Here is a 24,444-nt window from a genome sequence, read left to right on the forward strand (position 1 = left end):
ACCAGACGATACGATCACGGTGTGGAGTTGGTGAAGCGGGCTCGGGCGCATGTGGCGCGTCTCGACCTCGGCGCGGCCCAGGTGGCGGTGCTGGACGCTCAGGCGCACACCGCCCGCGCGCTGTGGAACCTGCTGCATGAGTACGTCACCTTCCGCCAGGGCCGGTTCGCGACGTTGAAGGACTGCGACGCGGCGATCCGGGCAGCCCGCCGCGAGATCGACTGGATGGGACAACTGCCCGCCCAGGCCGCCCAGGCGGTGTTGAAGACGTATCGGCAGGCGTGGGCGAATTTCCTCAACCCCGACCACCCCGCCCAGCGGCCTACGTTCAAGGGCCGGGTGCGGTCCCGGTTGGCCGTGGACGTCCCCCAAGCCCGCGATCTGCAGATCAAGCGGGTCAACCGGCGCTGGGGCGCGATCAATCTGCCCAAGGTCGGGCGGGTGCGGTTTCGCTGGACCAAGGACCTGCCCGGCCTCACCAGGGGCGGCCCCGCCGGACAGATCACGGGAGCGCGGCTGGTCAAGGATGCTCACGGCTGGCAGGTGGTGTTCCGTACCCAAATTCTCCTCGCGCCGGCCCCGGCCGCGCACCCGGGCCACACGGTCGGGATCGACCGGGGGGTCACCGTCGCGCTGGCCCTGTCGGACGGCACGATGCGTGAGCACGCCCCCTGGCTCACCAGCGGCGAGAGGGAACACCTGCGCCGGCTGGAGAAGACGTCGGCTCGCCGGCGTGCGGCCCGGCCGAAGAAGACCCGCCCCTCGGGGCGGGAGCAGCGCACCTACGATCAGATCGCCCGGCTGCGCGCGACAGCCAAGCGCCGAGCCGTCGACTGGCAGCACCAGACCACCACCGAACTCGCCGACACCTTCGCTGTGATCAAGGTGGAGAACCTGTCCATCACGAACATGGTCGGCTCGGCCAGGGGCACGGTCGACAACCCCGGCGTGAACGTCGCGCAGAAGGCCGGACTGAATCGGTCGATCGCCGGGGAAGCCTGGGGTCGCACGGTCACTCTGCTGGAGTACAAAACCCGTGATCGCGGCGGGCTGGTGGTGAAGGTGCCCGCCCCGGGCACCTCGCAGACCTGCCACCGATGCGGGCACCGTGATGCGGCCGGCCGCGTCAAAACCGTGTTCACCTGCACCAACCCCGCGTGCGGTTGGGTCGGCCATGCCGACACCAACGCCGCGATAAACATCAACAACGCCGACGGATCAGCGGTGTCAGGACGTGGAGACCTCGGGGTTACCCGGTCTGTGAAGCGTCAACCCCCGCGCGCCGCTTGACCGCGATGCGACGGGAGAGTCTCCGGCCTTCAGGCCGGGGAGGAGTTCAAGTGTCCACTGAAGGTGCCCGGGACCGGTGGAGAGGACCGGGCCCGGGCACGTGTTGAGGGTGCTACTCGGCCGGTACCGGGGGCGCGGCGGTGGCCGGGGCGGGCTGGGACGAGCGGAGCGGGATCTCCTTCAGGAGCAGGACGATCACCGCGGCCAGGACGGCGATGGGGACGCCCGCCAGGAAGACCATCTGGATGGCCCGGGTGAAGGCCTCCAGGATCACCTCCAGCAGCGGGGCGGGCAGATGGCGGATGGCGTCGGGGGAGCCGAGGCTGGGGGCAGCGCCGCCGGTGAGGGGCAGGTGTGCGGCCTTGGCCAGGGAGATCAGCTCCGCGCTGAGCCGGTTGGCCAGGATGGCGCCGAAGGCGGCCACGCCGACCGCGCTGCCGAGGGAGCGGAAGAAGCTCACACCCGAGGTGGTGGAGGCCAGGTCGGTACGGGCCACGGCGTTCTGCGCGGCCAGGATCAGGTTCTGCATGGAGGCGCCGAGGCCGATGCCGAGCACCGTGATGTCGACGCCCACGATCACCAGCGAGCTGTCGACGTGCAGCCGGGAGAGCAGGAGGAGGCCGAGCGCGACCAGCAGCATGCCGACGACGGGGAAGATCTTCCACCGGCCGGTCTTGGTGACGAACCGGCCGACCAGGATGGAGGAGACCAGCAGCCCGAGCACCATGGGCAGGGTCATCAGGCCGGAGGCGGTGGGGCTCATGCCCTTGACGATCTGCAGGTACTGCGGGAGGAACATCAGCGCGCCGAACATCGCGGCGCCGACCAGCAGGGACGCGATGCTGGTGAGCACGAAGGTGTGGTTGCGGAACAGGTGCGGTGGCAGGATCGGGTCGGCGGCCCGGCGCTCGGCGACGACGGCGAGGCCGAACATCACCAGGCTGAGCGCGCCCAGGCCGTAGGTCCAGCTGGAGTTCCAGTCGAACTCCTTGCCGCCCAGGGAGAGCAGCAGCATCAGCGTGGTGGTGCCGCCGGTGATGAAGGTGGCGCCCCACCAGTCGATCTTGGCGTCGCGGCGGACGAACGGCAGCTTGAGCACCTTCTGGATGACGACGAACGCGACCACGGCGAGCGGTACGCAGATCCAGAACGTCCAGCGCCAGGACATGTTGTCCACGATGAACCCGCCGAGCAGCGGCCCGGCCACAGTGGAGATGCCGAAGACCGCGCCGATGTAGCCGGCGTAGCGGCCGCGCTCCCGGGGCTCGACCACGTCGCCCAGGATGATCTGGGGTAGCGCCGCGAGACCGCCGGCGCCGATGCCCTGCACGGCCCTGGCCGCGATGAGCTGACCCATGTCCTGGGAGAAGCCCGCGGCGATCGAGGAGAACAGGAAGATCAGCAGGGACGCCTGGAACATGAGCTTGCGGCCGTAGAGGTCCGACAGTTTGCCCCACAGCGGTGTGGAGGCCGTCATGGTGAGCAGGGTCGCGCTGGCCACCCAGGCGAGCTGATCCTGGCCGCCGAGCGTGCCGACGATCGTCGGTAGCGCGGTTCCCACCACGGACGTCGCGATCATCGACGTCAGCATGGCGAGTATCAGTCCGGCCAGGATCTCCAGCACCTGTCTGTGTGTGAAACCCGGTGCGGCCTCGGCCTGGGCCTGTTGTTCGGTCAGCATGGATCATCCCCAATAATGTGTACGATGCATGTGAAGTTAGTAGACGCTTGTTTACCGGTCAAATCTGGGAGGATCGGAAAGGTGGACGAGGTACGGCACCGTGACCGGGCGGGCACACGGCAGCGCATTCTCGACGCCGCCCGCCGGCTGTTCACCGAGCTCGGCTACGACGAGGTGACGATGCGGCAGATCTCCGCCGAGGCGGACGCCAACATCGCGCTGATCAACCGCTACTTCGGCACCAAGCGGGAGCTGTTCGCCGAGGTGCTCGCGGCGCAGGGGCGCTTCCCCGGCGTGCTGGAGGTCTCCGAGGAGGGGCTGCCCCGACGCCTGGCGGAGTACGTCGCCGAGCGACTCCAGTCGGAACAGGAGAGCTCGGTCATGGCGGTGCTCATCCGGTCCTCGTCCTGCTCGGAGACCCACGAGATCATCGGGGAACGGGTCAGGTCGGCCATCCTGGAGCCGCTGGCCGCGCGCCTGTCCGGCCCGGACGCGATCTTCCGGGCGGCCGTCGCCACCGCGCTCATCACGGGCACCGGCACGCTGCGCCAACTGTACGGCCCCGACGCTATCGACTCACCCGACCACGAGGCCGTGGTCCGGAGGCTCACCACCGTCTTCGAGGCCTGCCTCAGGGCGTGATCCATTCTTGTGGACGGGTCCGCCACCCTGGGATGACGTCTGCCTCAGGGGACGGTACGGGCCGGTGGTGAATCGGCGGGAGACCGGTCCACGGCCTTGACGATCCGGCAGGCCGCCCCCGGCACATGGTCGACCTGCAGGGTGGTGTGGTCGATGTGGAACCGTTCGTGCAGCAGTTCGGCGAGCTCCCGGCGGATCCGGTGGCAGTCACGGCCGGTCCTGACGATCACGTGCGCGGACAGCGCGGGAAAGCCGCTGGTCACGGTCCATACGTGCAGGTCCTCCACCCCGGTGACGTCGGCGTGGGCGCCGATCGCCGCGCTCACCTCGGTGGGATGCACACCGGGAGGCGCCGCCTCGAACAGGATGCGTCCGGCGTCGCGCAGCAGGCTGTAGGCGGACCTGGCCATCAGGGCCGCGACGACCAGCGCGGCGATCGCGTCGGCCCGGCCCCAGCCGGTGAGCCAGACGACCGCGCCCGCGATCGCGGTGGCGACGAAGGCGTACATGTCGTTGAGGATGTGCTGGAACGCGCCCTCCACGTTGAGGCTGCCCCGGTCGGCCCGGGCGATGAGCCAGACGGCGACCGCGTTGACCGCGATTCCGGCCAGGGCCGTGCCCAGGACCAGCAGCCCCTTGACCTCGGGCGGTTCGATGAGCCGCCGTACGCCTTCGTAGACGAAGTAGGCGACGAGCAGCACGAACGTCAGCCCGTTGACCGCCGCGGACAGGATCTCGGCGCGTTTCCAGCCGAAGGTGTAGGCCCCGCTGGCGGGACGGGCGGCCATGTTCATCGCTATCAGGGCGAGCGCGATGGAGGCGGCGTCGGTGAGCATGTGCCCGGCGTCGGAGATCAGCGCGATGGAGTTGGCCACCACGCCGATGACGACCTCGGCAGCCATGAAGACGGCCAGCAGGACGAGCGCCGCGGTGAGATAGCGGCGGTCGGAGTGGGCGCTGTGGCCGTGACCATGTCCGTGACCCATGCCAAGATCCACCCATCAACACTTGAACAGTTGCTCAGATGTTACGCAAGGCAAGCCTAACAGGACAAGAATCCCAGCGTCCTCCCCACTGTCCCCCGCTCGCCCCGTGGCAGGCGGGACCCCTTCCCCAGGGAGCTCCGCACCACCGTCATCCGCCGGGTTCACCGAGTGTTCACAACGTGCATCCCCCGTCCTCCGGGCGGGGGACATCAGACGAAATAGCGCAGGAAGACGTAGATCCAGGCCATCACCGAGCTGAGGATCGTGACGAGGATGCCGTACTTCGTGAACTGCCAGAAGGAGATGCTGTGGCCGGTCCGGGCGGCGATGCCGATCGCCACGACGTTGGCGCTGGCGGCCACCGCGGTGCCGTTGCCGCCGTAGTCGGCCCCCAGGGCGAAGGCCCACCACAGTGCCTGCCCGATGTCCGGGTCGGGGATCTGGGCCACGAGCTCTTCGACGACGGGTGTCATGGTGGCGACGTAGGGGATGTTGTCGAAGAAGGCACCCAGCGCGGCGGAGCCGAACAGCAGCGAGGTCGCCGCGCCGAAGTAGTGGTCGCCCACCGCGCCGATCACCCAGGTGCCTATGGCGGAGATGACGCCGGTGTGCACCAGTCCGGCGACCATGACGAACAGTCCCATGAAGAACACCAGGGTGGGCCATTCGACCTCGCGCAGGACGTCCGAGACGTCGGTGCGGGAGACCAGGACCATCAGCCCGGCGCCGACCAGGGCGACGATCGACGGCGCGACGTGCAGGACGGCGTGTAGGCCGAAGCCGGCGATGACGAGGCCGAGCACGATCAGGCAGCGCACCAGCAGACGGGGGTCGGTGATGGCGCGCCGTTCCTGCAGTGCCATCACCGAGGCCACGTGGTCGGGGTTGTAGTGGAAGGACTTCCTGAACAGCACCCGGGTGAACAGCACGAACACCACGAAGGTCAGCACGACGATCGGCGCCATGTGGACGAGGAAGTCGTTGAACGTCAGTCCGGCGCGGCTGCCGATGATGATGTTGGGCGGGTCGCCGATGAGCGTGGCCGCGCCGCCGATGTTGGAGGCGAGGACCTCGGCGATGAGGTACGGCTGGGCCGGGATGTGCAGCCGGTTGCAGACGACGACGGTCACCGGGGCGACGAGCATGATCGTGGTGACGTTGTCGAGGAACGGCGAGGCGATGGCGGTGATGACCATCAACATCACCATGAGCCGGTACGGCCGGCCGCGTGATCTCTTGGCGGCCCAGATGGCGAGGTAGTCGAAGACCCCCGTCTGCTTGATGACCCCGACGATGATCATCATGCCGAGGAGCAGGAAGATGACGTTCCAGTCGATGCCCTCGTGTTCGGAGAAGAACACCTTGGCTCCGGGGATCAGCCCGAGGACCGCCATCGCCCCGGCGGCGATGAGTACCACTTTGACTTTGTCGGCCTTCTCGGTGGCGATGAAGAAGAACGCCACCATGAAGATGACCAGCGCGATGACCGCGCTCATCGAGCATGCCCCGGCGGCCCGGACTGAACCCCGGCCACAGCCAGGTCGACGGGGTGCGTGTGTGACGGAACGAGATATACGGGGTGCGCGTGTGACAGGACGAGATATGAGGACGGGGTACGCCGACAAGGCGTCACCACGGGAAAGCTGTACATGAGAAGACCTCCGGACGATGTGCGCATGCGGCGTCTCGGGCCGCGCGGAACAGGATCAGCGGCGCACGGTGGGTGGGGTGCGGGGCACACGGATGACGCGAGCCTTCCGCGAGCAGACCGGGGGCGGCCCGTCTGGGCCGCCCGAGCGGCGGATCGGGTGCTGAAGGTGGGGCTCCGGGCAGCCGGGAGGGGCCCGTGCCCGGCCGGGGTCAGTCGCCCGGGTCAGCGACGGCCAGACTGGTGAGCAGCCGGTCCAGGGTGATCGCCCCGACCAGCACTCCCGCTCGGTCGACGACCGCCACCAGGGGACTGCGCAGGCGCGCCATGAGGGCCGCCACCTCCAGCAGCGTCGCATCCAGGGGTACCGTGACCGGCCTGACCGGCTGGCGCGGCAGGCAGTCGCCCACCGTGAGATTGCCCAGTTCCTGCCAGAACAGGTCGGCGTGGGCCTCGTCGATGGTCCGGGCAAGCACCGGATCCTCCTGGTAGGTGCCGGGCACCGTCATACGGAGCACCTGGGTGCCGGACAGCACCATCTGGGGGCGCGCCCGGCCGTCGACGACGATCAGGCCGGGCAGATGCCCCGCCGCCATCACCCGCACCGCTTTCGCGACCGGGTCGCGGACGGTCACCGTCGGTAGTTCCACAGCGATTTCGCGCGCCTGCATAACACCGTCCCTTTGGGCATGGCCCAGTCTCAGCCGGTGATCTCGCATACCTCGGTGATGTGCCGGTGATACGCGGACCAGAGGTTCTCGTGCCGTTCGTGCCGGGGAGCCGTCCCTGACCGGACAGGTCACGAGGCATTTCCGGCATTTTTTGCCCTTCAATTTTTGCAACGCCGGGGCCCGCCGACCATCGGGTCCAGCACCCATCTGGGAGGGGGGACGACATGTAGAACCGGCGGCCGGGACGGCGGCGACATCCTGCCCGGTGGGGGGCACCCCGCATGGACAAACGCGTCTCGTTGCGGCGAGGCTGGTGACATGAGCGATCGCGCCAAGTGGCACATCGGTGGATGGCCGGACACGCCCCGCCTGCGGCGGACACCCGCGCAGGCGCTGTTCCTGCGGCTTATCGCGATCAACGGCCTGGTCTTCACGGTCGGCACGCTCGTCCTGGCGATCTCCCCCGCCACGGTGTCGTCGCCGGTCCTGCTCACCGAGGTGCCGGTCCTGACGATCGGGCTGGGACTGATCCTCACCGCCAACGCGCTGCTGCTGCGCACCAGCCTGGCGCCGCTCGGCGCGCTCGCCACGCTCATGCAGCGGGTGGACCTGCTGCGCCGCAGCGACCGGCTCACCGACAGCGGCAACGGCGACCTCACCGAGTTGATCGACGCCTTCAACGCCATGCTCGACCGGCTCGAAGCCGAACACAGCGCCAGCAGCGCGCACGCGCTGGCCGCTCAGGAAGGCGAGCGGCAACGCATCGCCCGGGAACTGCACGACGAGATCGGCCAGAGTCTCACCGTGGTGCTGCTCGGCCTGAAGCGGGCGGTGGACCGGGCGCCGGAGGATCTCCGTGAGGAGCTCCACGCCGTCCAGGAGACGGTCCGCTCCAGCCTGGACGAGGTGGGCCAGGTCGCCCGCAGGCTCCGCCCCGGCGTCTTGGAGGACCTGGGACTGGTCAGTGCGCTGAGCGCCCTGGCGACCGACTTCTCGCAGGCCAGCGGCATTCCTGTGATCCGTAGGTTGGATCCGGGCCTGCCGGCTCTGAGCGGCGACGTCGAGCTCGTCCTCTACAGGATCGCGCAGGAGAGCCTCACGAACGTGACCCGGCACGCCCATGCCACCCGCGTGGAGCTGTCGCTGACCGCCCGGCAGGGTGCCGTGACGCTGCGCATCACAGACAACGGGCGGGGAGACGTGCGCCGCGAAGGCGCGGGAATCCGCGGCATGCGGGAACGCGCGCTGCTCATCGGTGCCCAGCTGACCGTCGCCGCGGCACCCGGCGGCGGCACTGAGGTGCGTCTGGTCGTGCCCATGACGGCGGAGCGGAGTTGAACACGGTGGACTCTCCCAAGACACGGATTCTCCTGGCAGACGATCATGCCCTGGTCCGCCGGGGACTACGGCTGATCCTCGACGCGGAACCCGACCTGATGGTCGTCGCGGAGGCGGCCGACGGCGCCGAGGCGGTCGAGGTCGCCTCGGAGGAAAAGGTCGACCTGGCCATCCTGGACATCGCGATGCCGCGCATGACAGGGATCCAGGCGGCCCGTGAGATCTCCCGGCGCGCGCCCGGCATCCGCATCCTGATCCTGTCCATGTACGACAACGAGCAGTACTTCTTCGAATCGCTCAAGGCCGGCGCGTCGGGCTACGTGCTCAAGTCGGTCGCCGACCGTGACCTGCTGGCGGCCTGCCGGGCGGCCATGCGCGACGAGCCCTTCCTCTACCCGGGTGCCATCACCGCGCTCATCCGCGAGTACCTGCGGCGCGACCGGCAGGGCGAGCGCATGCCCGAGAGCATCCTGACCCCCCGCGAGGAAGAGATCGTCAAGCTGATCGCCGAAGGTAACTCCTCCAAGGAGATCGCCGAGACGCTGGTCATCAGCGTCAAGACCGTCGAGCGGCACCGCGCGAACGTCCTGCAGAAGCTCGGCATGCGCGACCGGCTGGAACTGACCAGATACGCCATCCGGGCCGGACTGGTCGAACCCTGAGACGGGGCGGCGGCGTGTGGGATCCGGATGGGTTCCGGCGGACCCGGGCGCAGGTGATCGTTGGAGAGGCGTCGTCAATTCCGTGCGGTTCCGATGGGCACCTCCGCTCAGGCTGGGTCCGTCGACGGTCAAGTCGGTGAGTTCTGCTGAAGAACGGCCCCGCCTTGGGCAGGGAGTGCCCATGAGCCGGGCCGTGGAGGCCGTTAGCGTCGCCATGTGGGTGAACGAGTACTGATCGCGCTCGGCGGCAACGCGATGACGGCTCCCGACGGCAGCGCCTCGCCGGACGACCAGCGTCGCGCGGTCGAAGGCGCCATGCGTCATGTCGCCGCGCTGATCGCGGCGGGCCACCAGGTGACGCTCACCCACGGCAACGGCCCCCAGGTCGGCAATCTGCTCCTGAAGAACCAGATCGCGGCCGGCGTCGTGCCCCCGGTGCCGCTCGACTGGTGCGGCGCGCAGACCCAGGCCACGATCGGCGCGCTGGTCCTCAACGCCCTCGACGGCCGGACCGCGGTCGTGGTGACCCGGACGCTCGTCGATCCCGGCGACCCGGCCTTCGACGACCCGGTCAAGCCGATCGGCCGCTACTTCACCGAGGTGGAGGCCCGCCGCTTCGAGGGGCTCGGCCAGACCTGGCGCCACTTCGAGCGGGGCTGGCGCCGGGTGGTGGCCTCCCCGGAGCCGCTGGAGATCCTCGACGCGCCCGCGGTGGCCGCGCTGGTGGCGGCCGGGTTCACCGTCGTGGCCGCGGGCGGCGGGGGAGTGCCGGTGGCCCGCGACGCCGCCGGGCGGCTGACGGGAGTCGAGGCCGTGATCGACAAGGACCTGGCCGCCGCGCTACTGGCACGCGCCGTGGGCGCCACGGTCCTGGTGATCGCCACCGACGTTCCCGGGGCCTCCGTGGGATTCGGTACGGCCCACGCCCGGCCGGTCGGGTCCGTCACCGCGGCCGAGCTGCGCGTGCTGCACGCTGCCGGGCACTTCGCGGGAGGCAGCATGGGGCCCAAGATAGAGGCCGCGCTGCGCTTCGTGGAGCAGGGCGGAGACCGGTCGGTGATCACTTCTCTGGAGGACATCGGAGTGGCGGTCACCGGAGAGACCGGCACCGTGGTGCGAAAGTGAACATGACCCGATCGAAAGGTGACAGGAATGCCGGAGCCGATTGAAGTGCGCAAGGTCGCCATCGAGAGCGTGACCGACGCCTCGGGGCTGACCAGGCTCATCGACGACGGGGTGATCGAGGCGCACCGGGTGCTCGCGGTGATCGGCAAGACCGAGGGCAACGGCGGGGTGAACGACTACACCCGCATCCTGGCCGACCGGGCCTTCCGCGAGGTGCTCGCCGCCAAGGGGCACCCGTCCCCCGAGAGCGTGCCGCTGGTGTGGTCCGGCGGCACCGACGGCGTGCTCAGCCCGCACGCCACGATCTTCGCGACCACGGCGGACGCCGAGCCGGGCGACGAGCCGCGTGTCAGCGTCGGCATCGCGATGAGCGACGTCATCCTCCCCGAGGACATCGGCCGTCCCGCCATGGTGGAGAAGGTCGCCGCCGGTGTGCGCGAGGCCATGAAGATCGCCGGGATCGACGACCCCGCCGACGTCCACTACGTCCAGACCAAGACGCCCCTGCTGACCTTGGCCACCATCAACGACGCCAAGTCGCGCGGCAAGGACGTGGTCATCGAGGACACCGGCCCGTCCATGGACATCTCCAACTCCACCACCGCGCTCGGCATCGCCGTCGCGCTCGGCGAGATCGAGATGCCCACCGCCGAGCAGATCCACCGAGACCTGTCGCTGTACTCCTCCGTCGCGTCCTGCTCCTCGGGTGTCGAGCTGGACCGCGCGCAGATCGTGGTCGTCGGCAACGTGCGCGGTATCGGCGGCCGTTACCGGATCGGCCACTCGGTCATGAAGGACGCGCTGGACGCCGACGGTATCTGGGAGGCGATCCGCTCCAGTGGCATCGACCTGCCCGACCGCCCTCACCCGTCCGACCTGGGCGACCGGCTGGTCAACGTCTTCATGAAATGCGAGGCCGATCCGTCGGGCAGCGTCCGAGGTCGCCGCAACATCATGCTCGACGACTCCGACGTGCACTGGCACCGCCAGATCAAGGCCACCGTCGGCGGGGTCGCGGCCAGCGTCACCGGCGATCCGGCCGTCTTCGTCTCGGTCGCCGCGGTCCACCAGGGCCCGAGCGGCGGCGGCCCGGTGGCCGCGATCGCCGATCTCGGCTGATCCGTCCCAGGCGGTACGGCCTGCCTCGCATGGCCGTACCGCGCCGGACGGGTCGGCCCCGGAGGTTCCTCCCTACCCGCCGGGCGCGGGTAGGCTCCGGATCCGTGCCGAGCATTCCCCAGCCCCTGGTCCCCGACGACGACGGCAGCGCCGACGCCTCCGTGTCCTCCGCTCTCGCGGCCTTCTCCGCCGGTAAGGCTGACGCCGGCGCGGTGATAACCGCGCTGGGCGGGGCCCGGCTGCTCGTCCCGGTGGTGGCCCTGCTGACCGAGTCGGAGGTCGGGGCGCACGGGCTGCGGCAGGAGAAGGAGAGCGAGATGGCGCTGCCGAAGCTCATCGGCGGGGACGGGCGCGAGGCGGTGCTCGCCTTCACCGGGGTCGAGTCGCTGAAGCTCTGGCGTCCCGACGCCCGGCCCATCCAGGCCACCACCCTCCAGGTCTGCCAGGCGGCGGTGCACGAGAACGCGGCCGCGGTGGTGGTCGACGTGGCGGGCCCGGTGCCGTTCGTGATCGAGGGAGGCGTCCTGCGGGCGTTCGCCGCGGTCGAGTCGGGCACCGTCGACCGGCTCGGACCCGAGGTCACCGTGGCGCGGCTGGGAGAGGTCGCTCCAGCCCCCCGGCGACGGCGGTTCGGCTGGCCGTTCCGCGGCCGGGGCTGACCGCTTTTCCCAGGGACGTGGGGACTCTGCGCGGCCGGGGCCGGCCGTTTTCCGGGACGCCGGGGGCCGGTACGGATATGGTCGGCCCGTGGGCGAACGCGGCGAGCGGGCAGGCGGCAGCGGTCCGTGGGTGATGCCGCTCCAGGGGGCTCTGTGAACCTCCTGCCGGTGGTGGCGGCGCTCATCGGTCTGGTGGCCGGGCGCTGGACGCGGGTCCTGGTGGTCCGGCACTCGGTGGCCGAGGGCGAACCGCTCCGGCGTGACTGCCCGCACTGCGGCGCCTCGCTGTCCGCCGCGCGCTGCCCCGGCTGTTCCGGGCGGATCGGTCCGCCGCCGCTGACGGTGGAGCTCGTCACCGCCCTGGCGCTGGCCGCCCTCGCCCTGCGGGCACTGCCGGCCGCCCGGCCCGGCATCACCCCGGCGGGGCAACCGCCCGGACCGCTTCCGGAGGTCGCGTCGACCGGCGAGCTGCTCGCCTACGGATGGCTGGCGGTGGTCGCCGTCGCGCTGGTCTTCGTCGATACCGCCGTCCACCGGCTGCCCGACCGCCTCACCCTCGCCGCCTATTTCGGGACCGCCGGCCTGCTCACGGTGACGGCCCTGTCCGGGAACCGGTCCGACGACCTGCTCCGGGCCGGGCTGGGCGGGCTCGCCCTGGCGGCCTGCTACCTGGTGCTGTTCCTGATCAATCCGGCGGGCATGGGGCTGGGCGACGTCAAGCTCGCGGCGAGCCTCGGCACCGCACTCGGCTGGCTGGGCTGGGACGCACTGGTCACCGGGGCCTTCCTGGGCTTCGCCGCGGGCGGCCTCTACGGGGTCGCGCTGATGATCCTGCGCCGCGTGGACCGCAAGAGCGAGATCCCCTTCGGCCCCTTCATGGTCGCGGGCGCCTTCGCGGTCATTCTCACCGGACTCACCGGCTGATGTCTCACCTGGTGAGCGGGGGACATTCCAGTGGGCGGCGCATGGAAGACTTGTCAGCATGTTGCGCTGGTTGACTGCTGGAGAGTCCCACGGTCCTGAGCTCGTCGCGATCCTGGAAGGCCTGCCCGCCGGGGTGGAGGTGACCACGGCCGACATCGATGAAGCCCTGGCGAGGCGGCGTCTGGGCTACGGCCGCGGTGCCCGGATGAAGTTCGAGCAGGACGTGGTGAACGTCGTGGGCGGCGTGCGGCACGGCCGTACACTTGGCAGCCCCGTCGCCATCCGCGTGGGCAACACCGAATGGCCCAAGTGGGAGACCGTCATGGCGGCCGACCCGGTGGACCCGGCGCTGCTGGAGGGCCAGGCCCGTAACGCGCCCCGCTCGCGCCCGCGTCCCGGCCACGCCGACCTCGCCGGCATGCAGAAATACGGCTTCGACGACGCCCGCCCGGTGCTCGACCGGGCCAGCGCCCGCGAGACCGCCGCCCGCGTCGCCCTCGGCCAGGTCGCCAAGAACTTCCTCAAGCAGGCACTCGGCGTCGACATCGTCAGCCACGTCGTCTCGATCGGCGCGGCGCGGACCACCGAGGGTGTCGTCCCCGGCCCGGGCGACATGGCGGTGGTCGACGCCGACCCGGTCCGCTGCGCCGACCCGGCCGGCAGCGCCGCGATGGTCGCCGAGATCGACAAGGCCCACAAGGAGGGCGACACCCTCGGCGGCGTCGTCGAGGTGATCGCCTACGGACTGCCGCCGGGTCTGGGCAGCTACACCCACTGGGATCGCCGTCTCGACGCCCGGCTCGCCGCCGCCCTGATGGGCATCCAGGCGATCAAGGGTGTCGCCGTCGGCGACGGCTTCGAGACCGCTCGCCGTCCCGGCTCCCGCGCCCACGACGAGATCGAGAACACCGCCGACGGCGTGCGCCGCATCACCAACCGGGCGGGCGGCGTCGAGGGCGGCATGACCAACGGCGAGCCGCTGCGCGTCAGCGCGGCGATGAAGCCGATCTCCACCGTGCCGCGGGCCCTGGCCACCGTCGATGTGCTGACCGGCGAGGCGGCCAAGGCCCACCACGAGCGTTCCGACGTGTGCGCGGTCCCGGCCGCCGCGATCGTCGCCGAGGCGATGGTCGCGCTGGTCCTCGCCGACGCCGCGATCGAGAAGTTCGGCGGCGACTCCGTCGAGGAGGTCGCCCGTAACCTGTCCGGCTACCTCTCGTCAATGGTGATCAAATGAGTGGGCGAGCCGGCGCGTGGAACGGATCCGGCCGCCGGACCGGCGCGCCGCCTAAGGAGGCACAGTGAGTCCCCGCGTAGTTCTGATCGGTGCCCCCGGGTCGGGCAAGTCGACGGTCGGCCGGCTGCTGGCCGACCGCCTGGGAGTCGCCTTCCGCGACACCGACGCCGATACGGAGATGGTGGCGGGCAAGCCGGTGAGCGACATCTTCGTCGAGGACGGGGAGGAGCGTTTCCGCGAGCTCGAGGCGGAGGCCGTACGGCGTGCGCTGGCCGAGCACGAGGGCGTGCTCTCCCTCGGTGGTGGCGCGGTCCTGAATGAGGCCACGCGGGAGCTGCTGGCCGGCCATGCGGTGGTCTACCTGGAGGTCGGCCTGTCACAGGCCGTGCAGCGGGTGGGGCTGGCCTCGGCGCGGCCGTTGCTCGTGCTGAACCCGCGCAGCCAGCTCAAGAAGCTCATGGACGCCCGCCGTCCGATCTACGAGGGGCTGGCGAGGGTCATCGTGGCGACCGACGAGCGCAAGCCCGACGAGGTCGTCGACGAGATCGTGAAGGGACTGCAGCCGTGACGGTCTCCAGGATCACGGTCGACGGGGACGCCCCCTACGACGTGGTGATCGGCACCGGCGTGCTCGGCGAGCTTCCCGGCCTGCTCGGCTCCGGAGTCCGCACCGTCGCCGTGGTCCATCCGGCGAGTCTGCCGGAGATCGCGCGGCCGGTCTGCGGCGCCGTCGAGGCCGCCGGCTACGAGGTCGTCCCGTTGCCGGTGCCCGACGCCGAGCAGGCCAAGACGGTCGACGTGGCCGCCCGGCTCTGGTCGGCCTTCGGCCGTCACGGCGTCACCCGCTCCGACGCCGTGGTGGGCGTCGGAGGGGGAGCCACCACCGACCTGGCCGGGTTCGCCGCCGCCACCTGGCTGCGCGGCGTCAAGGTCGTGCAGGTGCCGACCACCCTGCTCGGCATGGTCGACGCCGCGGTCGGCGGCAAGACCGGCATCAACACCCCCGAGGGCAAGAACCTGGTCGGTTCCTTCCACCCCCCGGCGGGGGTGCTGTGTGACCTGGCCACTCTGGTCTCGGTCCCCCGCGACGACTACGTCGGCGGTCTCGCAGAGATCATCAAGGGCGGGTTCATCGCCGACCCGGCGATCCTGACGCTCATCGAGGACGACCCCGAAGGCGCCCGGCGTCCCGAGGGGCGGCACACCCGCGAGCTGATCGAGCGGAAGGTCCAGATCAAGGCCGACGTCGTCGGTGCGGACCTGCGTGAGGGCGGCCTGCGGGAGATCCTCAACTACGGGCACACCCTGGCCCACGCCATCGAGCGGGTCGAGGCGTACCGGATGCGCCACGGCGAGGCCGTGGCCATCGGCATGGTCTACGCCGCGGAGCTGTCCCGTCTGGACGGCCGGATCGGCGCCGACCTCGTGGACCGGACCCGGGCCATCCTGACCTCGGTCGGGCTGCCCACCTCCTACCGCCGCGACGCCTGGCCCCAGCTCCGTGATCACATGCGTCTGGACAAGAAGAGCCGCGGCGCCAAGCTGCGCTTCATCGTCCTGGACGGTCTGGCGAAGGTCTCCCCGCTGGAGGACCCGCCCGAGGAACTGCTCGAAGCCGCCTACGCGGAGGTCGCCCGATGAGGCCCGTCTACGTGCTCAACGGCCCCAACCTGTCGCGGCTCGGCACGCGGGAGCCCGATGTCTACGGCGCGGAGACCTTCTCCGACCTGGTCGCGCTCTGCCGGGAGACCGGCCGTGAGCTGGGCCTGTCGGTCGAGGTGCGGCAGACCGACGACGAGGCCGAGATGGTGGGCTGGCTGCACGAGGCCGCCGACGGCAAGGTCCCGGTGGTCCTGAACCCGGCCGCGTTCACCCACTACTCCTACGCGCTGCGTGACGCCATCGCCCAGCGCACCGCGCCCCTGGTCGAGGTGCACATCTCCAACCCGGCTGCCCGCGAGGAGTTCCGGCACACCTCCGTGGTCGCCTCCGTGGCCACCGGCACCATCGCGGGCTTCGGCCTGAGGTCCTACGTGCTCGCGCTGCACGCCATCGCCGAGGAGGCAGGGTGAGTGGTTACCGTTCCTTCGTCGCCCTCGGCGACAGCTTCACCGAGGGCCTGAACGACCCCGGAACGGAGGGGAACTTCCGGGGCTGGGCCGACCGGGTCGCCGAGCGGCTGGCCGAGCTCGACCCGGAGTTCCGCTACGCCAACCTCGCCGTGCGCGGCAAGCTCATCGACCAGATCGTCGAGCACCAGGTCCCGGCTGCCGTCGAGATCCGTCCCGACCTGGTCAGTTTCTGCGCCGGAGGCAACGACCTGCTCCGCCCCGGCAGCGATCCCGACCGGATGGCCAAGAAACTGGCGGGAGCCGTACGCGATCTCCGTGCCACCGGTGCGGAGGTGCTGCTGTTCACCGGAGTGGACCCGCGGGACACCCCGATCATGCGCCGCGCCCGCGGCACGTTCGCGATCTTCTACCTGCACGTCAGGTCCATCGCCGAGCTGTACGGCTGCCGCCTGGTGGACCAGTGGTCGATGCAGGGCCTGCGGGACTGGCGTGCCTGGAGCGACGACCGCCTGCACATGAACGAGGAGGGCCACCGGATGGTGGCCGCCAAGGTCTGCGAGGTGCTCGGGGTCGGATCCGACGACGACTGGCGCAGGACATGGCCGCCCCGTGACCGCGTGGACCCCCGGCTCAGGCGCCGGGAGGACCTGCGGTGGGTGCGCGAGCACCTGGGTCCCTGGGTGGTCCGCCGCCTGTCCGGACGCTCCTCCGGTGACGGTCTCGACCCCAAGCGGCCGGTTCTGAAGCCTCTCTCCTGACCCGGATGCCTAACGACTGAGCCGGGTACCTACGACGCCGTGAGACGTTTGAGGGCGTCGCGGACCTTCGCCGGGTCGTTGGTGGGCCAGAAGGGCGGCAGGGAGTCGCGCAGGAAACCGGCGTAGCGCGCCGTGGCCAGGCGGGGGTCGAGGACCGCGACCACCCCCCTGTCGTGCTGACTGCGGAGCAGACGGCCCGCCCCCTGAGCGAGCAGCAGGGCGGCATGGGTGGCGGCGACCGTCATGAAGCCGTTGCCGCCCTTGGCGGCGACGTGACGCTGGCGGGCGGAGCTCAGCGGGTCGTCCGGGCGGGGGAACGGGATGCGGTCGATGATGACCAGCCGCAGGGAGGGCCCCGGCACGTCCACGCCCTGCCAGAGGGACAGGGTGCCGAACAGGCACGTCGGCTCGTCCTCGGCGAACTGCTTGACCAGCAGCATCGTGGAGTCGTCGCCCTGGCAGAGCAGCGGCACGCTCAGGCGCTCCCGCAGTGCCTCCGTGGCGGCCTTGGCGGCGCGCATGGAGGAGAACAGGCCGAGGGTCCTGCCGCCGGCTGCCTCGATCAGCTCGGTTATCTCCTCGAGGTAGGCCTCGGGCAGGCCGTCACGGCCCGGCTGGGGCAGGTGCTTGGCGACATAGAGGATGCCGCTGCGCGGATGGTCGAAGGGTGAGCCGACGTCCAGCCCGGTCCACCCGGCCCGGTCCTTGTCTTTCTCCCTGTCGCCCAGGCCCCACTGACGGGCCAGGCCCTCGAAGGCGCCGCCCAGGGCGAGCGTGGCGGAGGTCAGGATCACCGTACGGTCACCGAAGAGCTTGTCGCGGAGCATGCCCGCCACGGTCAGCGGAGCGACCCGCAGGAGGGGCGGGCGGCGCTCGGTCCCCGCCTCCAGCCAGACCACCTCGGCCCGGTCCACCTCCTCGGCGTGGCCGAACGCGTCCAGCATGCGCTGCGCGGTGTCGTGGACCTCGTCCAGGGCGGTGAAGGCGGCCTTGCGCAGCCCCGCGCTCTCGGGGTCGTCCTTGTCGGAGCTCATCCGGGGGCCGAGCGCGGTGATGCACCCCCACGCCGCGTCACGGATCAGGGCCAGCGTCAGCCCGAGCACCTCGGGGAGGTCGTCGAGGCGTCCGGCGGGCGCGGCGCCGAGGAGGGCCTTCAGGTCCTCCCCGGCCTCCATGAGCCGATCGGAGGCGGACTGCTCGATCAGCCGCCCGACGCGGCGCACGGCCAGCCCGACCATGGTCTCCGACAGTTCGCCGCTCACCACCGAGGTGACCCGGTCGACCAGTTCGTGGGCCTCGTCCACCACGACCACGTCGTGCTCGGGAAGGAGGGGGAAGTCCTCCATCGCGTCGATCGCGAGCAACGCGTGGTTGGTGACCACGATGTCCGACTCGCCGGCGCGGGCACGGGCCAGCTCGGCGAAGCACTCCGTCCCGTTCGGGCAGCGCGTGGCACCCAGACACTCCCTGGCGCTCACCGAGAACTGCCGCCAGGCCTGCTCGTTGACGCCGGGGACGAGCTCGTCCCGGTCGCCGGTCTCGGTCTCCTGCGCCCAGTCCTGGATGCGCTGGACCATCCGCCCGGTCAGGCTCACCTCGCGCGGGTCGAAGAGCTGGTCCTGCTCGTCGTCGGGCCATCCCGCGCTGGCCTTGTAGCGGCACAGGTAGTTGCGGCGGCCCTTGAGGATCGCGAAGGTGGGCTCGTGCGGAAGCCGCGGGGCGAGCGCCTCGGAGAGCCGGGGCAGGTCGCGGTCGACGAGCTGGCGCTGGAGCGCGATGGTGGCGGTGGAGACGACCACGGCGCCCTCGGAGGTCATCGCGTGGCGGATCGAGGGGATCAGATAGGCCAGGGACTTGCCGGTGCCCGTGCCCGCCTGGACGGCCAGATGATCGCCCGACTCGATCGAGTGCTGCACCGCCTGCGCCATCGTGATCTGGCCGGGGCGCTCCACCCCGCCGACGGCCTCGACGGCTGTGCTCAGCAACTCCTCCACCGGCGGCAGATCCACCTTCGGGGAGACGTCTTCGGCTGGGGCGATGGAGTCGGTCGGCACGACAGCCAACCGTACCCGCTCCTTGCGACAATCGCGGTCGTCTCCGGGGAGTCACCGGCCGAACTCATCGCGGTATTCCGGAACCCGCGGCTTGACTCCCGTGGCAAACTGGCTGGATCATCCGGCTCTCCGACCTCCAGAGGTCAAGAAGATCGCCTGTTTTGGTGTCATAGTGACGGAGGATGAGGACGGAAAGACCGGTTCGGTAGAGTTTTCCGAGGTCGAGTGGACGAATAAAGGCTGGTTAAAGCACTATGTCTTCCATGTCGGAAGTTGTCCCGTTGCCGTCGTTCGGTGAAGTGTTCTTTGACGAGCGTGGCCAGGAGCGGGTGCTCCGGGTCACCTGGCATGAAGGCACGCTGGTGCTGAGCCTGTGGCGCGGTGAGATGTGCAGCGCCAGTTTCCGCATGCCCATGCAGGACGTGGGACGCCTGGTGGACACCCTGGACGAGGGCTTCGTCGAGGCCGGGGGGCAGTATCCCGACGAGATGGACGAGCAGCACCCGGTGGCCGGCCACCAGGAGCACGGGGAGTTCCCCGGCACCGGGCAGTACGCCCGGCCGCGCCCCGAGGACTACGCCCATCAGTACCCCGACCCGGCCGGCCCGATCTCCGCGGAGCCGCAGGAGCCGCGCCAGGTCGCCGCGCTGGGTCCCAACGACGTGCTCGTCGCCCGGGGCGTGGTGCCGCCTCTGGACCGGTCACAGGACTACGCGGCCGCAGGATACGGCCCGGCCGACGCGGTGCCGCGGGAGAACATGATCGTGGGCGACTCCCTGCCCTACGGGCAGCCCCAGCCGGTCGAGCCTCTCGGGTCCGGCTCCGGCGAGCCGCTGTACCAACTGCCCGGCGACCCCTACGCGTCCCAGCAGCCCGATCCGTACGGCGTGTCGCCCCAGCAGGACCGCTATGCCGCGCCTCCGCCGTCCCAGCAGCCCGATCCGTACGGCGCCCCGGTCAGCCGGCAGCAGCCGGCGGACCCCTTCACGTCGCACGTCGATCAGTTTCCGGCCCCCGCCCACCAGCCACACCCCGACCCCTACGGGGCCCCGGGGCAGTCGCACTCCACCGACCCCTTCGGTTTCGCGGCCCAGCAGCAGCCCGCCTACGGGACCCCGCAGTCCGACGCCTACGGTTACCCTCCGGCGGCCCAGCCCGACCCCTACGCGTTCGGAGCCCAGAGGCCCGTCCAGCAGCCATCCCACCAGGCCGGTCACCCGGCGGACCTGCGCGACCTGTACGGCGCGTCACCCGCCTACGAACAGGACGTGGACCCGTCCGACCCGCTCGGCCTCCGTGGACAGCAGCCCGAACAGCGGATGTCGCGTCCCTACGTCCAGGACGCGCCGCACTCCACCGGTGAGCGGCTCCGCCCCGAACAGCACTACGACCAGCACTACGACGATCAGCGTTACGACGACCGGGACGAGCGCCGCGGCTGGTGACCGGGACCGGAGGCACGCCGCCGCCGAGACTCCCTCGAACGTGTCTAGCCGATGATGTTGTCGATGTAGCACCACCGCCAGTCCTCGCCCGGCTCGAACGAGGCTATGACCGGGTGAACGGTCTCCTTGTAGTGGGCGGTGGCGTGCTTTCCGGGTGAGGAGTCACAGCAGCCGATGTGCCCGCACGAAAGGCATCTGCGCAGGTGAACCCAGCGCATACCGGCGCGGAGACATTCCTCGCAGCCTTCGGTGGTGCGAGGGGGCGGGTCCTGGGCTTGGGCGAAATGGTCGCAGGTGAGCATGTTCCCCCCTTGTCATGACCACCTTACTCCGCGCGGTTTCCGGTCTTCCGGACGTGCGCGGGGGCGCCTGCCGTACCGGCTCGTTGGATAGGGTCGGGGGCATGCGTCCCCTTCCGCGACGGATCCCCGTCCTCGCCGCCTCCGCGGTGGCCACTGTCCTCATCACCACCGGATGCTCTGAGGTCCAGCAGGTGAAAGAGGGGGTCGGCAACGTCCAGCAGTGTCTGCAGGCCACCGGTATCGTGACCGACACCGTGAAGAAGATCACTGGCCTGATGGACGACCCCGCCGCCATGGAGAAGGCACTGCACGAGGGAGGCGCCAAGCTCGGTGACCTGGCCGACAAGGCGGCCAACACCACGCTCAAGGAGGCCGCCGACGGGGTCGCCGACAGCTTGAAGAGCCTGAACGTCAAGGACGCCAACGACGCCATCACCGCGGGGCGGAAGGTCGCGGCCGACTCGGTCAAGTGGGCCGAGCGGCTCACCGGCGCCTGCAGCTGAGGTCCGTCGCCTCACTCACCTGCGGTTCTGCCCAATCCCGGGTTCTCTATGGGAAATGTCGCTGAAATAGCGTCGTCCCCATGGACAGCCTCGGCACCGAACCGGATCCCCGGTTCACCCTCGCGAACGAACGCACCTTCCTGACCTGGCTGAGCACGTCGCTGGCGCTGAGCGCGGGCGGCGTCGCCATGGCCGCGGTCTCCGAGGACGTCTTCGTGCCGTGGATGCGGACCGTGCTCGCGCTCTTTTTGGTCTCCCTGTCGGCGATGTCGGCCGCGATGTCCTACCCCCGCTGGCGCCGCGTCCAGCGTGCTCTGCGCAGTGCCGCCCCGCTCCCGCCCCCCGCCCTCGCCCCCCTCCTGGGTTACGGCGTGGCGACCGTGGCCGTGCTGGCCGTGATCCTCATCCTGCTGGGCCGATGACCCCGCTGTGGGACGAGGGCCTGCAGAGCGAGCGGACCCGGCTGGCCTGGGTCCGCACCGCCGCCCTGCTCGCCGTCGGTGCCCTGGGCGCCGCGGGCGTCGGGCTGCGCGCCGGCATCCACCTGCTCGCCGTCGCCCTCTTCGCCCTGGCCGCCCTGTGTGGCGCGCTCCTGCTGGCCCGCACGGGTGTCCGTTACCAGCGAGTGCAACGCGCCCTGCACGAGGGCAGTCCTCTCGACGAGCGTGCCGACGCCGTCATCGCCTGGCTCGGCACCTTGGCCGTCGCCGCCGGAGCCGTCACCTTCGTCTCCGTCCGGTAGGCCTCCTGCGGCCGCCTACGACCCGGCGCCGAGCGCCACGGTCTCGGCGACCTCGGCGTGGCGTTCGGTCTCCTCGGCGGCGAAGCGCTCGGCGTCGAGCTTGTCGGCGATGTCCTCGTCCTGCTTCATCAGCGTGTCCAGACTCTGGCCGGCCATGTCCAGGACGCCCATGTCGGCGTAGGCCTGCTGGAGGCGGGGGCTCCACAGGCCGATGTCCTTGACGCACGGGACGATGCGGCTGAACAGCAGGGAGCGGAACAGCCTGAGGTACTCGGACTGGTCGACGGACTCCATGGCCTGGGCGACCTCGGACCTGCTCAGGCCGATGGTCTCCCATGTCTCCCGGCCGCGCAGCCGGTCGCGCATCAGGTAGCAGCCCTCGATGACGAAGTCCTCGCGCTCGCGGAGCTCGGCCTCGGTGAGCTGACTGTAGTAGTCGCGCAGCGCCATCCGGCCGAAGGCCACGTGCCGGGCCTCGTCCTGCATGACGTAGGCGAGGATCTGTCTGGGCAGCGGCTTGGTGGTGATGTCGCGCATCACCCCGAACGCGGCCAGGGCCAGTCCCTCGATGAGCACCTGCATGCCGAGGTAGGGCATGTCCCAGCGGGAGTCGCTCAGCGTGCTGTCCAGCAGGGCCTTGAGGTGGGTGTTGATGGGGTAGGCAAGGCCGATCTTCTCCTGGATGAAGCGGGCGTAGGTTTCGGCGTGCCTGGCCTCGTCCATGGTCTGGGTGGCGGCGTAGAACTTGGAGTCGAGATCGGGGACCGACTCCACGATCCGGGCCGAGCAGATCATCGCCCCCTGCTCGCCGTGCAGGAACTGGGAGAACTGCCAGGCCGCGCCGTGCAGGCGGACGTCCTGGCGTTGCTTTTCGTCCATCCGGTCCCACAGCGGTGTGCCGTAGATCGCGATGGTGGTGTCAGGGACACCGAGCACGTTGTACGGATCGACTTCGAGGTCCCAGTCGATGCGCTTGACGGAGTCCCACTGCTTGTCCTTGCCCTTCTGGTAGAGGGCGAGCATGCGGTCCCTGCCATCGTCGTACTCCCACGTGAAGCGGGCGGCTCCGGCCGCCTCGACGTCCCACGTGGAGAGCTCGGCCGGGATCGTGTAGAGATCGTGCGTCGACATGCGGCCTCCAGAGACGTACACCGTACGTATACCAGCGAGAGTCGCACGTACGGTGTACGGGCGTCAAGGCGGGGGGACAATGGAAGTATGCCCGCAGAGCCACTGTCCCGTCCTCGTATCGTCACCGCGGCCATCGGCCTGATCGAGCGTGAGGGGGCCGACGCGGTGTCCATGCGCAGGATCGCGGCCGATCTGGGCGTGGGCGTGATGTCTCTCTACAACCATGTGCCCAGCAAGTCCGCGCTGCTCGACGGGGTGGCCGAGGCCGTGCTCTCGCAGATCGAGTTCGCCGACGACCCGGACGCCGACTGGACCGATCGCGTGCGGATACAGGCGCTCGCCTTCCGGCAGATCGCCCACCACTATCCCCGCTGCACGATGGTGGTCGTCAGCCGCCAGCTCCAGTCGACCGCCGGGCTGCTGCCGGTGGAGCGGGCGCTCGCCACGCTGCGCAGCGCCGGTTTCGACGGGCGTGACGCGGTGCGCATCCTGCGCGTGTTCATCGCCTACATCGTGGGCTCGCTGCTGCGCGAGGTCGGCGTCACCCCGACGTTCGCTCCGGTCCACCGCCCCGACGCCGCGGTCGAGAACGTCGACCCCATGCTGTTCCCGCAGGTGAGCGGGCTGGCGCCGCAGCTGATCGACTGCGATCCCGAGGCGGAGTTCGCGTTCGGCCTGGAGCTGCTCATCCAGGCGATAGCCGTACAGCTGAAAAGATGACGTCCGGGACTCCGTGAGTCCCGGACGCCCGAGGAGTGTTCCCTTCCCCTGGACACTCCTCCGCGGGTCAGTACCAGTTGCTGGACTGGAAGTGACCCCATGCGCCACACGGTGACCCGTAGCGGCTCTTGATATAGCCCAGCCCCCAGCTGATCTGGGTGACCGGGTTCGACCGCCAGTCCCCGCCGCTGCCGCTCATCTTCGAGCCCGGCAGTGCCTGGGGAATGCCGTACGCCCCCGAGGAGGCGTTGTGCGCCTGGTGGTTCCAGTTGCTCTCCCTGGTCCAGAGACTGTCCAGGCAGCGAAACTGGCTCTGGGACCACAGGCGGCGGGAGACGAGGCGGAACGCGATCGCCTTGTTCCTGCTCCTGGTGGTTCTCGAGGCGAACCTGATGACTCTGGGCCGGGCCTGGGTGAACCACGTACCCTGATGGACGATCATCTTCGCCGACCCTTTCCTGGCCGGCATCGCGATCTCTTCCGCTTGCCCGATCCCCGCCGATCCGACCATGCTCGATGCCGCGATCATGGTCACGACGGTGTTCCGCAGGACGCGGTAGCTGTTCATGTTGATCCTTGTCCGCCGGCCGCGTGCGGGAGGCGCGCGAGAGGACGCTGGTCCTCTCGCGTGCCGGACGATCCGGCGCCCGTGGCTCGGACGTGGAAATGCCCGCGCGGTCTCGCCGGCCCGTTTCCGGCATGAGACACCGCGACGTTTTCTCTAGGGCGCTTTCT

At 70.2% G+C, this 24,444-nt stretch carries 26 protein-coding genes; 18 read left to right on the forward strand and 8 right to left on the reverse strand.

The window, feature by feature from the left end:
- Window positions 1–21: 21 nt before the first annotated feature.
- The gene (locus ACIN94_RS09875; protein WP_400702279.1) at window positions 22–1,290 is read left to right on the forward strand and encodes an RNA-guided endonuclease InsQ/TnpB family protein; all 1,269 of its coding nucleotides are present in this window, start codon (window positions 22–24) and stop codon (window positions 1,288–1,290) included.
- Between the two features lie 112 nt (window positions 1,291–1,402).
- On the opposite strand, the gene ACIN94_RS09880 is transcribed toward ACIN94_RS09875, so the two are convergent.
- Window positions 1,403–2,971 carry an MDR family MFS transporter gene (locus ACIN94_RS09880; RefSeq protein WP_400702282.1) on the reverse strand — a complete coding sequence of 523 codons (1,569 nt, stop codon included), beginning with the start codon at window positions 2,969–2,971 and terminating at the stop codon, window positions 1,403–1,405.
- A gap of 81 nt (window positions 2,972–3,052) precedes the next feature.
- On the opposite strand from ACIN94_RS09880, the gene ACIN94_RS09885 reads away from it, so the two are divergent.
- Window positions 3,053–3,613, forward strand: a complete 561-nt coding sequence (locus ACIN94_RS09885) for a TetR family transcriptional regulator (RefSeq protein WP_400702285.1) — start codon at window positions 3,053–3,055, stop codon at window positions 3,611–3,613.
- 44 nt (window positions 3,614–3,657) lie between these two features.
- Here ACIN94_RS09885 and ACIN94_RS09890 read toward each other — a convergent pair whose 3' ends face one another.
- The 3 genes from ACIN94_RS09890 to ACIN94_RS09900 form a co-directional block, all read right to left on the reverse strand.
- Window positions 3,658–4,599 carry a cation diffusion facilitator family transporter gene (locus ACIN94_RS09890; RefSeq protein ID WP_400702288.1) on the reverse strand — a complete coding sequence of 314 codons (942 nt, stop codon included), beginning with the start codon at window positions 4,597–4,599 and terminating at the stop codon, window positions 3,658–3,660.
- A gap of 209 nt (window positions 4,600–4,808) precedes the next feature.
- Window positions 4,809–6,095: an SLC13 family permease gene (locus ACIN94_RS09895; protein ID WP_400702291.1), complete on the reverse strand. Its 1,287-nt coding sequence runs from the start codon at window positions 6,093–6,095 to the stop codon at window positions 4,809–4,811.
- Window positions 6,096–6,459: 364 nt separating this feature from the next.
- Window positions 6,460–6,918, reverse strand: coding sequence for a CBS domain-containing protein (locus tag ACIN94_RS09900; protein ID WP_400702294.1), 459 nt, complete (start codon window positions 6,916–6,918; stop codon window positions 6,460–6,462).
- Window positions 6,919–7,236: 318 nt separating this feature from the next.
- On the opposite strand from ACIN94_RS09900, the gene ACIN94_RS09905 reads away from it, so the two are divergent.
- The 11 genes from ACIN94_RS09905 (at window position 7,237) to ACIN94_RS09955 (ending at window position 16,812) form a co-directional block, all read left to right on the forward strand.
- On the forward strand, window positions 7,237–8,256 hold the full coding sequence (locus tag ACIN94_RS09905; RefSeq protein ID WP_400702297.1) for a histidine kinase: 1,020 nt from the start codon (window positions 7,237–7,239) through the stop codon (window positions 8,254–8,256).
- 5 nt (window positions 8,257–8,261) lie between these two features.
- Window positions 8,262–8,918, forward strand: a complete 657-nt coding sequence (locus tag ACIN94_RS09910; RefSeq protein ID WP_400702300.1) for a response regulator — start codon at window positions 8,262–8,264, stop codon at window positions 8,916–8,918.
- Window positions 8,919–9,134: 216 nt separating this feature from the next.
- Window positions 9,135–10,043 carry a carbamate kinase gene (locus ACIN94_RS09915; protein WP_400702303.1) on the forward strand — a complete coding sequence of 303 codons (909 nt, stop codon included), beginning with the start codon at window positions 9,135–9,137 and terminating at the stop codon, window positions 10,041–10,043.
- A 27-nt stretch (window positions 10,044–10,070) separates the two neighbouring features.
- Window positions 10,071–11,162 (forward strand): ring-opening amidohydrolase, encoded by a 1,092-nt coding sequence (locus tag ACIN94_RS09920; RefSeq protein ID WP_400702306.1) that lies wholly within the window; start codon window positions 10,071–10,073, stop codon window positions 11,160–11,162.
- A 104-nt stretch (window positions 11,163–11,266) separates the two neighbouring features.
- Window positions 11,267–11,821: an SseB family protein gene (locus tag ACIN94_RS09925; protein WP_400702309.1), complete on the forward strand. Its 555-nt coding sequence runs from the start codon at window positions 11,267–11,269 to the stop codon at window positions 11,819–11,821.
- A 153-nt stretch (window positions 11,822–11,974) separates the two neighbouring features.
- Window positions 11,975–12,745 carry a prepilin peptidase gene (locus ACIN94_RS09930; protein ID WP_400702312.1) on the forward strand — a complete coding sequence of 257 codons (771 nt, stop codon included), beginning with the start codon at window positions 11,975–11,977 and terminating at the stop codon, window positions 12,743–12,745.
- Window positions 12,746–12,803: 58 nt separating this feature from the next.
- Window positions 12,804–13,982, forward strand: coding sequence for a chorismate synthase (aroC, locus tag ACIN94_RS09935; RefSeq protein ID WP_400702315.1), 1,179 nt, complete (start codon window positions 12,804–12,806; stop codon window positions 13,980–13,982).
- A gap of 64 nt (window positions 13,983–14,046) precedes the next feature.
- Entirely contained in the window at window positions 14,047–14,550 is a 504-nt protein-coding gene (locus tag ACIN94_RS09940) for a shikimate kinase (protein ID WP_400702318.1), read from the forward strand.
- Window positions 14,547–15,623, forward strand: a complete 1,077-nt coding sequence (gene aroB / locus ACIN94_RS09945; protein WP_400702321.1) for a 3-dehydroquinate synthase — start codon at window positions 14,547–14,549, stop codon at window positions 15,621–15,623. The genes ACIN94_RS09940 and aroB overlap by 4 nt, the downstream gene beginning before the upstream one ends.
- A complete protein-coding gene (aroQ, locus tag ACIN94_RS09950; protein WP_400702324.1) occupies window positions 15,620–16,054 on the forward strand; it encodes a type II 3-dehydroquinate dehydratase in 435 nt (144 codons plus the stop codon). Before aroB ends, aroQ begins: the two co-directional genes overlap by 4 nt.
- Entirely contained in the window at window positions 16,051–16,812 is a 762-nt protein-coding gene (locus tag ACIN94_RS09955) for an SGNH/GDSL hydrolase family protein (RefSeq protein WP_400702327.1), read from the forward strand. The genes aroQ and ACIN94_RS09955 overlap by 4 nt, the downstream gene beginning before the upstream one ends.
- 29 nt (window positions 16,813–16,841) lie before the next feature.
- Here the strand turns inward: ACIN94_RS09955 and ACIN94_RS09960 are convergent, their stop codons facing one another.
- Window positions 16,842–18,866 (reverse strand): ATP-dependent DNA helicase, encoded by a 2,025-nt coding sequence (locus ACIN94_RS09960; RefSeq protein WP_400703042.1) that lies wholly within the window; start codon window positions 18,864–18,866, stop codon window positions 16,842–16,844.
- A gap of 263 nt (window positions 18,867–19,129) precedes the next feature.
- Between ACIN94_RS09960 and ACIN94_RS09965 the strand changes: the two genes are divergently transcribed.
- Window positions 19,130–20,311, forward strand: a complete 1,182-nt coding sequence (locus tag ACIN94_RS09965) for a hypothetical protein (RefSeq protein ID WP_400702330.1) — start codon at window positions 19,130–19,132, stop codon at window positions 20,309–20,311.
- A 44-nt stretch (window positions 20,312–20,355) separates the two neighbouring features.
- On the opposite strand, the gene ACIN94_RS09970 is transcribed toward ACIN94_RS09965, so the two are convergent.
- Window positions 20,356–20,613 carry a ubiquitin carboxyl-terminal hydrolase 14 gene (locus ACIN94_RS09970; RefSeq protein ID WP_400702333.1) on the reverse strand — a complete coding sequence of 86 codons (258 nt, stop codon included), beginning with the start codon at window positions 20,611–20,613 and terminating at the stop codon, window positions 20,356–20,358.
- 101 nt (window positions 20,614–20,714) lie between these two features.
- Here ACIN94_RS09970 and ACIN94_RS09975 point away from each other — a divergent pair, with 101 nt between their 5' ends.
- The 3 genes from ACIN94_RS09975 to ACIN94_RS09985 all read left to right on the forward strand — a co-directional run bounded on the left by ACIN94_RS09975 (window position 20,715) and on the right by ACIN94_RS09985 (window position 21,858).
- Window positions 20,715–21,116 (forward strand): hypothetical protein, encoded by a 402-nt coding sequence (locus ACIN94_RS09975; protein WP_400702335.1) that lies wholly within the window; start codon window positions 20,715–20,717, stop codon window positions 21,114–21,116.
- Window positions 21,117–21,196: 80 nt separating this feature from the next.
- Window positions 21,197–21,538: a YidH family protein gene (locus tag ACIN94_RS09980; protein ID WP_400702338.1), complete on the forward strand. Its 342-nt coding sequence runs from the start codon at window positions 21,197–21,199 to the stop codon at window positions 21,536–21,538.
- On the forward strand, window positions 21,535–21,858 hold the full coding sequence (locus tag ACIN94_RS09985; protein ID WP_400702341.1) for a DUF202 domain-containing protein: 324 nt from the start codon (window positions 21,535–21,537) through the stop codon (window positions 21,856–21,858). Before ACIN94_RS09980 ends, ACIN94_RS09985 begins: the two co-directional genes overlap by 4 nt.
- A 15-nt stretch (window positions 21,859–21,873) precedes the next feature.
- Here ACIN94_RS09985 and ACIN94_RS09990 read toward each other — a convergent pair whose 3' ends face one another.
- Window positions 21,874–22,989, reverse strand: coding sequence for a ferritin-like domain-containing protein (locus ACIN94_RS09990; protein ID WP_400702344.1), 1,116 nt, complete (start codon window positions 22,987–22,989; stop codon window positions 21,874–21,876).
- Between the two features lie 87 nt (window positions 22,990–23,076).
- Between ACIN94_RS09990 and ACIN94_RS09995 the strand changes: the two genes are divergently transcribed.
- Window positions 23,077–23,709, forward strand: a complete 633-nt coding sequence (locus ACIN94_RS09995) for a TetR/AcrR family transcriptional regulator C-terminal domain-containing protein (RefSeq protein WP_400702347.1) — start codon at window positions 23,077–23,079, stop codon at window positions 23,707–23,709.
- Between the two features lie 67 nt (window positions 23,710–23,776).
- Here the strand turns inward: ACIN94_RS09995 and ACIN94_RS10000 are convergent, their stop codons facing one another.
- Window positions 23,777–24,277: a lytic transglycosylase domain-containing protein gene (locus tag ACIN94_RS10000; protein WP_400702350.1), complete on the reverse strand. Its 501-nt coding sequence runs from the start codon at window positions 24,275–24,277 to the stop codon at window positions 23,777–23,779.
- Window positions 24,278–24,444 lie beyond the last annotated feature (167 nt).

The organism is Streptosporangium sp. NPDC087985, assembly GCF_044741965.1.
In the GTDB taxonomy this organism is placed as follows: domain Bacteria; phylum Actinomycetota; class Actinomycetes; order Streptosporangiales; family Streptosporangiaceae; genus Streptosporangium.

Bases quoted from the DNA above. Each gene is read 5' to 3' on its own strand.
- ACIN94_RS09880 (WP_400702282.1), bottom strand. From the start codon at position 2,971: ATGCTGACCGAACAACAGGCCCAGGCCGAGGCCGCACCGGGTTTCACA.
- ACIN94_RS09890 (WP_400702288.1), bottom strand. From the start codon at position 4,599: ATGGGTCACGGACATGGTCACGGCCACAGCGCCCACTCCGACCGCCGC.
- ACIN94_RS09895 (WP_400702291.1), bottom strand. From the start codon at position 6,095: ATGAGCGCGGTCATCGCGCTGGTCATCTTCATGGTGGCGTTCTTCTTC.
- ACIN94_RS09900 (WP_400702294.1), bottom strand. From the start codon at position 6,918: ATGCAGGCGCGCGAAATCGCTGTGGAACTACCGACGGTGACCGTCCGC.
- ACIN94_RS09905 (WP_400702297.1), top strand. From the start codon at position 7,237: ATGAGCGATCGCGCCAAGTGGCACATCGGTGGATGGCCGGACACGCCC.
- ACIN94_RS09920 (WP_400702306.1), top strand. From the start codon at position 10,071: ATGCCGGAGCCGATTGAAGTGCGCAAGGTCGCCATCGAGAGCGTGACC.
- aroC (WP_400702315.1), top strand. From the start codon at position 12,804: ATGTTGCGCTGGTTGACTGCTGGAGAGTCCCACGGTCCTGAGCTCGTC.
- aroQ (WP_400702324.1), top strand. From the start codon at position 15,620: ATGAGGCCCGTCTACGTGCTCAACGGCCCCAACCTGTCGCGGCTCGGC.
- ACIN94_RS09965 (WP_400702330.1), top strand. From the start codon at position 19,130: ATGTCGGAAGTTGTCCCGTTGCCGTCGTTCGGTGAAGTGTTCTTTGAC.
- ACIN94_RS09970 (WP_400702333.1), bottom strand. From the start codon at position 20,613: ATGCTCACCTGCGACCATTTCGCCCAAGCCCAGGACCCGCCCCCTCGC.
- ACIN94_RS09975 (WP_400702335.1), top strand. From the start codon at position 20,715: ATGCGTCCCCTTCCGCGACGGATCCCCGTCCTCGCCGCCTCCGCGGTG.
- ACIN94_RS09980 (WP_400702338.1), top strand. From the start codon at position 21,197: ATGGACAGCCTCGGCACCGAACCGGATCCCCGGTTCACCCTCGCGAAC.
- ACIN94_RS09985 (WP_400702341.1), top strand. From the start codon at position 21,535: ATGACCCCGCTGTGGGACGAGGGCCTGCAGAGCGAGCGGACCCGGCTG.
- ACIN94_RS09990 (WP_400702344.1), bottom strand. From the start codon at position 22,989: ATGTCGACGCACGATCTCTACACGATCCCGGCCGAGCTCTCCACGTGG.
- ACIN94_RS09995 (WP_400702347.1), top strand. From the start codon at position 23,077: ATGCCCGCAGAGCCACTGTCCCGTCCTCGTATCGTCACCGCGGCCATC.
- ACIN94_RS10000 (WP_400702350.1), bottom strand. From the start codon at position 24,277: ATGAACAGCTACCGCGTCCTGCGGAACACCGTCGTGACCATGATCGCG.